The 6,834-nt window shown below is 68.2% G+C and carries 7 protein-coding genes; 3 read left to right on the forward strand and 4 right to left on the reverse strand.

Annotated elements, in window-relative coordinates; genetic code table 11:
- Positions 1-10 precede the first annotated feature (10 nt).
- A complete protein-coding gene (locus tag BST12_RS18320) occupies positions 11-1,159 on the reverse strand; it encodes a PPE family protein (protein ID WP_083114551.1) in 1,149 nt (382 codons plus the stop codon).
- 202 nt (positions 1,160-1,361) lie between these two features.
- On the opposite strand from BST12_RS18320, the gene BST12_RS18325 reads away from it, so the two are divergent.
- Positions 1,362-2,264 carry an alpha/beta fold hydrolase gene (locus BST12_RS18325; RefSeq protein WP_083114563.1) on the forward strand — a complete coding sequence of 301 codons (903 nt, stop codon included), beginning with the start codon at positions 1,362-1,364 and terminating at the stop codon, positions 2,262-2,264.
- Between the two features lie 4 nt (positions 2,265-2,268).
- Complete coding sequence (locus BST12_RS18330; RefSeq protein WP_083114552.1) at positions 2,269-3,504, forward strand: WS/DGAT domain-containing protein; 1,236 nt, start codon at positions 2,269-2,271, stop codon at positions 3,502-3,504.
- Between the two features lie 5 nt (positions 3,505-3,509).
- On the opposite strand, the gene BST12_RS18335 is transcribed toward BST12_RS18330, so the two are convergent.
- Both BST12_RS18335 and BST12_RS18340 read right to left on the reverse strand, forming a co-directional pair.
- Entirely contained in the window at positions 3,510-4,106 is a 597-nt protein-coding gene (locus BST12_RS18335) for a MarR family transcriptional regulator (protein WP_083114553.1), read from the reverse strand.
- Positions 4,103-5,665, reverse strand: coding sequence for a pyruvate, phosphate dikinase (locus tag BST12_RS18340; protein ID WP_083114554.1), 1,563 nt, complete (start codon positions 5,663-5,665; stop codon positions 4,103-4,105). The genes BST12_RS18335 and BST12_RS18340 overlap by 4 nt, the downstream gene beginning before the upstream one ends.
- Before the next feature lie 132 nt (positions 5,666-5,797).
- Between BST12_RS18340 and BST12_RS18345 the strand changes: the two genes are divergently transcribed.
- Positions 5,798-6,307: a DoxX family protein gene (locus BST12_RS18345; RefSeq protein ID WP_083114555.1), complete on the forward strand. Its 510-nt coding sequence runs from the start codon at positions 5,798-5,800 to the stop codon at positions 6,305-6,307.
- Positions 6,308-6,316: 9 nt separating this feature from the next.
- Here the strand turns inward: BST12_RS18345 and BST12_RS18350 are convergent.
- On the reverse strand, positions 6,317-6,834 hold a 518-nt coding region (locus tag BST12_RS18350), incomplete at its 5' end, for an HNH endonuclease signature motif containing protein (RefSeq protein WP_139801758.1).

Consider the following 6,834-nt stretch of genomic DNA (forward strand, 5'->3'; position numbering starts at 1 on the left):
TTCGGGTAAATCAAGCGATGGCCTCGGGTAGCACCCGCAGTGCTGGCAGCTCGGCCCGGGACTCCGTCGTGGTCATGCCGCGCGCGGCCATGTGCGCCAGCGGTAATCCGCCCAACAAACCGGGATTCGGGCTGGCCGCCGCGCCGGCGGCCGCGCTGGCGGCCGTGCTCGACAGCGGCGACGCGGCGGTGCGCAGCGCCGGCGCCGCGCTGGCCCAGGCCTGCGGCACCGACAACACCCCGACCGACGCGGCCTTGCCCAGACCGGCCGTCATGGCGCCGGCCAGCGCCGCCGGAGCCCCCATCGCGCCGGTGACGGCTTGTCCCATCGAGGTCGCGATCTGGCTGCCGACCGCGGCCGCCGCCGGGAAGAGACCCTTGAGAGTCGACATCATCGACATCCCCAGCCCGGCCAATGAGGTGGAGGCAAAGAACGGCGTGCCGAAGATGCTCATGACGGTCTGCAGGTCCGACACCCACGCCGGGAGCACCGACACGGTCGCCGGGGCGACGATTCCGGCCAGTGCGTTCGGTACCGCGGCAGTGAGCTGCGACAGCGCGTTGATGATTTCGGTCGCCACCGAGTTGCCGGTGACCGATGCGACGGCCAGGGCCTGGCTGGCCAGCCCGGCCGGGTTGGTCGCTTGCGGCGGTTCGGTGAACGGGGCGAGCGCGCTCGCGTCTGCCGAGCCTGCGGCGTAGCCGTACATGGCCGCAGCGTCCTGGGCCCACATTTCGCCGTATTGAGCTTCGGTGGCGGCGATCGCGGGGCTGTTCTGGCCCAGGAAGTTGGTGGCGACCAAGCCGGTGAGCTGGATTCGGTTGGCCTCGATCAGCGCCGGCGGCACCGTCATCGCGTATGCCGCTTCGTAGGCGGTCACGGCCGCCATTGCCTGGCCGGAGGCCTGTGCGGCCTGGGCGGCGGTGGCGTTCAGCCAGGTCACATAGGGTGCGGCGGCGGCCGCCATCGTCGTCGCCGCGGTGCCCAGCCAGGCGCTTCCCATGAGCCCGGAGATCATCGACGCGACGGAGACGGCGGTGGAATTCAGGTCGGTGGCAAGGGTGTCCCAGGCGGCTGCCGCGGCGAGCAGCGAGCCCGCTCCCGGTCCGGTGTACATCCGGCCCGAGTTGATTTCCGGCGGCAACGCGGCAAACAACATTGTTTTGCAGTCCTCCTAGAATCCCGTTCAATCCCTTGTCATCAGCGTGCCGGGACGGCGCGACGACGTCTGTCGGCCGAGCGGCTACACCAGGGATGAACCCCTTGTCCACCGATTGACGGGCTTCTTGTCCCCCCGATCGACGGTTACGTTGGATCGGGCGGACTCGACCTCGGGAAAGCAGGAGCGAACGGGAGTGAAGATGTCGCAACCGCGCTGGATTGACGTCAAGGGCACCGACCCTGACCTCAAGGCGCTGAGCTGGGGCCCGCCCGACGCACCGATCGCGTTGTGTCTGCACGGCTTTCCCGACACCGCCTACGGATGGCGCAAGGTGGCCCCGCGGCTGGCGGAGTCCGGCTGGCGCGTGGTGGCGCCGTTCATGCGCGGCTATGCGCCGTCATCGATCCCGTCCGACGGCGACTATCACGTCGGCGCGCTGATGGACGACGCCCTGCGGGTGCGGTCGGCCGCGGGTGGTTCCGAGCAAGACGTGGTGATCGGTCACGACTGGGGCGCCATGGCCGCTACCGGCCTGGCCGCCATGCCCGACAGTCCGTTCACCAAGGCCGTCATCATGTCGGTGCCCGTCTCGGCGGGATTTCGTCCCGGGGGCCGGGTGATCGACCGCGGGCGGCTGGCCCGTGAGGTGCCGTTTCAGCTGTTGCGCAGCTGGTATATCGGTTACTTCCAATTGCCTTGGCTGCCGGAACGATCCGGCTCCTGGATAGTGCCGCTGCTGTGGCGACGTTGGTCACCGGGCTATCACGCCGAGGAGGATCTGCGCCACGTCGACGCCGCGATCGGTACCCCGGAGAGCTGGCGGGCCGCGTTGGGGTCCTACCGCGCGCTGCGCCACCCCCGGCCGCTGCCGCGGTATGCCGAACTGAACCGGCTGTGGACGGAACCCCCCGTGGTGCCGAGCCTGTATCTGCACGGCCGCGACGATGGTTGTTTCAGTGCGGCTTTCACGCACTGGACGGAGAAGGCGCTGCCCGCCGGCAGCGATGTGGCCATCGTCGAGCACGCCGGGCATTTCCTGCAGCTCGAACAGCCCGATCGGGTCGCCGAGTTGGTACTGGCCTTCATCGGTTCACCCGGCTGAGTCCGTGGCGGCGTACCGGATGGCCGCCGTCGACGCGCAGTTCTATTGGATGTCGGCCAAGGTTCCCAGCGACCAGTTCCTGCTCTACGCGTTCGACGGTGAACCCGACGATGTGGCGCTGCAGCGGGTTTGCGGCCGGGCGCGAGCTTGTCCGGACCTGAACATTCGCGTTGACGACGGCTGCGCGCTGACCTATCCGCGCTGGGTGCCGGCCGTCGCCGGGACCGAGCGGCTGGTCTGTCACGAGCTGGCGGATTCCAGCTGGCCGAGCTGCCTGGCGGCGGTGGTCGCGCTGGCCGACGAGCAGCTCGATGTCCGGGTAATGCCCTGGCGGCTGCATGTGTTCACCCCGGTGTCGGGTATCCCGGGGGCTGCGCGGCCGGGTGCGGTGGCGGTCCTGCAGGTTGCCCACGCGCTGGGCGACGGCGCTCGTGCGTCGGCGATGGCCGCGTGGCTGTTCGGTCGCGCGCAGCCGGTGCCCGAGGTGACCGGGTCGCGACCGGGTTTTGCGCCCCGGCTTGCTGTGGAGGCAGCGCGCACCCACCGGCAGCTGGTTCGCGATACCCAGTCCGGAGTGCTGGCACCGGGGGCCGGATCGCGACCGCTGCAGGCCAGCAACGCCCGGCCCGCGGGTGTTCGCGCGGTGCGCACCCTAGTGCGGCCTCGGTCGCGATTGCCCGGTCCCACCGTCACGGTCGGGGTGCTGGGCGCGATCTCCACCGCGCTGGGCCGGTTCCTCGGCGCGGCCACCGATTCGCTGGGCGCTGAGGTGCCGATGGCCAAACCCGGTGCGCGGCAGGCGCATAACCACTTCGGCAACGTGGTCGTCGGACTGTATCCGCGGCTTGCCGGTGCACAGCGGCTGCAGCGGATCGCCGCGGATCTGGACAATGCGCGTCGCCGTATGGCGCACCCGGCGACGTTGGCCGGCGACCGGGCCTTCGCAGTGGTGCCTGCGGCGTTATTGCGTTGGGGTGTAAACCAATTCGATGCCGACTTACGGCCGGCGCAAGTGGCCGGCAACACCGTGGTGTCCAGTGTTTACCGTGGGCCAGCCGACCTGCGATTCGGCGCCGCGCCGGTGGTGTTGACCGCCGGGTACCCGGCGCTTTCGCCGGTGATGGGGCTGACCCACGGGGTGCATGGCATCGGCGACACCATCGCGATCAGTGTGCATGCCGCCGAGTCCGCGGTGCGCGACATCGACGCGTATCTGCGGCTGCTCGACGCCGCGCTGTAACTCCGCTATTGCGCGTCACCGGATCTGGCCGCTTCTGCGCGGGTCAGACCGGCGGCCAGGATCAGTTCTTCGTGCAGTTCGAACCACACCGTGTGGTAGGAGTCGATGAGCGGTCTGGTCAGCCAGGCGATGTCGCCGGACTTCACTTTGCCCAGCGCGGCGTCGAGTTTGGCTTGGTAGGTGCTGAGCCGCGGCAGCTGGTTTGCGGCCGCCTCGACGACCGGTATGACCCGCCGGTGCACATCATCCAGGCGGCCCAGCACTGCGGCGTCGTAGCCGGCGTCGGCGTGCGCGTTCGGGGCGCCGTCCTTGAGCTGCCAGTCGGTGACCAAAGACTTGAAATCGGGGTTGATGGAACGGAATTCGTCGTAGGCGACAGCCATCGCGGCCGGGTCGACGCTTTGGCGTTCCTGCGCCAGTAACTCGGTGAGCCGGGCGCGGCCGGTGGGACTGATCCGCAGGGTGGTCGCGTCGATGAGCAGGCCGGCCGCGGTGAGCCGGGCGACCGTTTCGGTGACGTCCTGGTTGACGGTCTTCGCCAGATCTGCGGGGGTGACCCGACCCTTGAGCCGAACCGCTTGCAGCACAGTCAGTTCGGTCATGCGCCGGCCCGCAGCCGCAGTGCGTTGAGCATGGTGATCAACGGGGTAGGGGACACCACGTCGGTATGCCCGATGCTCATGGCTTGTTGCAGTGCGGCGTCGGAGTGGTCATCCAGCTTTGGATAGTCGCCGCTGACATGCGCGCGCAGCGGGCTGATCTGCAATGCGATGTCGGCCAGCTCGCGCAGCTCCGGTGTATCGCTTTCCGACCATGCCGACAACGTCAGATTGCCTTCGCGGACTTCACCTTCGTAGCCGTCGACGGTGATCGGTTTGCCGGCCAGCGCCGCCGCGACTCCGTGGCCGCAGCCCACCACCGCGACTCGGCCGAGTTCGCGGCTGACCACTGCCGCGTGACTGGCCGCCCCGCCGACCTCGGTGACAATGCCTTGTGCGGCAAGCATGCCCAGCACATCTTCGGGCCGGGTGTGGTCGCGCACCAAGATGACGTGCTCACCGCGGTCGGCGGCGTCCAGCGCCTCGTCCACGTCGGTGTATGCCGTTCCGGTGACCACTCCCGGGCAGGCAGGCAGCCCTTTAGCCAAAAGCTTTGCGGCCAAACGCGTTTCGGGCTGCAGCGCGGGAAGTAGCAGTGCCTCGACGTGAGCGGGGGTCACCCGGGCAAGTGTCTCAGTGTCGTCGATGAGGCCTTCGTGTCGCAGCCGCAGCGCCAGTCGCACCGCCGCTTGCGCGGAGCGCTCCGCCGCTCGGGTTTGCAGCAGCCACAGCTTGCCCTCTTCGACGGTGAACTCGATCTCCTGGACGTCACGGGCGTGGCGCTCCAAATTTCTGGCGGCGTCCATCAGCTCGTCGTAGACCTCGGGTTGCTCGTCGCGCAGGGCGGTGAGGGGTTCGACGTCGACCAGCCCCGACACGACGTCGTCGCCCTGTCCGCCGGGCAGCCATTCGCCGAACGGTTCGCCTGAGCCGGTGATCGGGTTGCGTGAGGACATCACTCCGGCACCGGAGTTGCCGGCCTGATTGCCGAACACCATCGCCTGCACGACGACGGCTGTGCCGCTCTTGGCGTCCAGGCCGTAGTGGTTGCGATAGGCGAGTGCGCGCGGTGAGTTCCACGAGGCGAACACGGCTTGGATAGCGGCGCGCAGTTGCGCGTAGGGGTCGTCGGGCACGGGGCCCGTCACGATCCGCTGATACATCCGGGTGAACCGCGCCCTGGTGTCGCGGGAGAAGTCCGACGCGTTCGGTATGGCCAGGGCCTGCTCGACAGCGTCGTTCATGCCCAGATCCAGGATGGTGTCCATCATGCCGGGCATCGACTGGGTGGCACCCGAGCGAACGCTGACCAGCAAAGGTCGCGGGCCGTGGCCGAAGGTGCGTGCCGTCTCGGTTTCCAGCCACTTCATCCGGTCGACGACGTCGTCCCAGATCGCGTCCATCGTCTGTTCGGGTTCGGCCAGAAATCGCTCCCCCACCTCAGTGGTAATGCAGAACGCCGGCGGAACCGGCAGACTATGCCGGCGCATCGCATCTATCCCGTGGCCCTTGTTGCCCAGGACCTCTCGGGGGTGGCTTGCGGTGCCGTCCAGCAACACCACGTTGCGTCCGGCGGGTGTGGCGCCATTGCCTCGTGTGCAACGAGTCGTGGTGCACCCCCTCGCTCTGGCCGGAACGCCCGCTATGTTCCCACACGGGCCACCGATCTCGGCCGATGATCTAGGTTTGCCGTTATGACTGCCTATGACGTCGCGTTACTGATCCTGCGGCTGGTGCTGGGGCTGACGCTGGCCGCGCATGGTTTGAACAAGTTCTTCGGCGGTGGACGGATACCGGGCACCGCTCGTTGGTTCGAGAGCATCGGTATGAAGCCCGGCAGGTTCCACGCCACGGTCGCGGCCAGCACCGAGACCACCGCGGGGCTGGGGCTGGCGGCGGGGTTGCTCACGCCGATCCCGGCGGCGGGCTTCGTTTCGCTGATGCTGGTTGCGGCGTGGACCGTGCACCGCCGCAACGGCTTCTTCATCGTCAAGGAAGGCTGGGAGTACAACCTGGTGCTGGCGGTGAGCGCCGTCGTCGTGGCCACCGTGGGCGCCGGGAAGCTCAGCCTGGATTGGTTGATCTTCGGCAGGAACTGGTTCGACGGCTGGCACGGCTTGGTGCTGTCCCTGGGACTGGGGCTGGCCGGTGCGATCGGCCAGTTGCTGATCTTCTACCGGCCGCCGGCTCAGCAGACGGGGTAGTCGGCGACGCTACGGGTCGTCGTCGATCTTGTCGTTGTCGGTCTTGTCGTTGGGGGCCAGCAGTTTTTCGGGGTGGTGGAAGCTGTTGGTTCTGGGCTGGCCGTGGTCGAGGTGGGGCGGCGGGATCCATTCGGTGTCGCCGTGGGCGTTTTTGCGGGTGGTCCAGCCCTTTTCGGCCAGCGGGTGATGGCCGCCGCAGGCGAAGGTGAGCTGGTCGACGTCGGTGCTGCCGCACTGGGCATACGGGATGCAATGGTGCACTTCACAGTAGTACCCGGGCATATCGCAGCCCGGCGCCGAGCAGCCACGTTCCTTGGCGTACAAGACAATTCGCTGTCCTGGTGAGGCCAGACGTTTGGTGTGATACAGCGCCAGGGGCTTGCCTTGGTCGAAGATCGCCAAATAGTGGCTGGCCTGGCGGCCCAGGCGGATCACATCGGGCATGGGCAGGATGGTGCCGCCGCCGGTGAGGCCGCGCCCGGCCGCAGCTTCTAAGTCCTTGAGTGTGGTGGTGACGATGATCGAGG

This window comes from Mycobacterium angelicum (assembly GCF_002086155.1).
GTDB classification, from domain to species: Bacteria; Actinomycetota; Actinomycetes; order Mycobacteriales; family Mycobacteriaceae; genus Mycobacterium; species Mycobacterium angelicum.